The following is a 401-nucleotide window of genomic DNA, read 5'->3' on the forward strand; positions in this document are numbered from 1 at the left end:
TCCACCAACAGAAGGTTTATTCCACATAATCTTAATATTAGAGTTACCTGGGTCACCGGTGAACACTGCATACAATCCAGCAACAGGATTCATTGGATTAGACGGCTGCTCTGCTTGACCAGTAACTTGAGCACCAATAGATACTAATCCGTTACTTGGGTCATACTCAGATACCATGAAGATGACATGAGTAGCACCACCTTCTTCCAGGCCGTAGAACTCGTTCTGTTCTGCAACAGTCCATGTTAGAGATTCACTAGACCATTCTTTAGAAAAGATAACAGTCTTAGAATCATTAACACTGGTATTCACTATCCAGAAGTGTTGCCATGAAGGACGCCCTACCCAAGTGAAGATAATGTCACCATTAAGCTGTTTAGCAGCTTTCAGTTGAGTAGGAG

At 42.4% G+C, this 401-nt stretch carries 1 protein-coding gene; it reads right to left on the reverse strand.

All coding sequences use genetic code 11. The features are described 5' to 3' along the window. Positions 1-401, reverse strand: a 401-nt coding sequence (locus tag Y882_RS20460; RefSeq protein ID WP_162207445.1) for a hypothetical protein, incomplete at both ends; no start/stop codon positions are given.

The organism is Dyella japonica DSM 16301 (assembly GCF_001010355.1).
Taxonomy (GTDB): domain Bacteria; phylum Pseudomonadota; class Gammaproteobacteria; order Xanthomonadales; family Rhodanobacteraceae; genus Dyella; species Dyella japonica.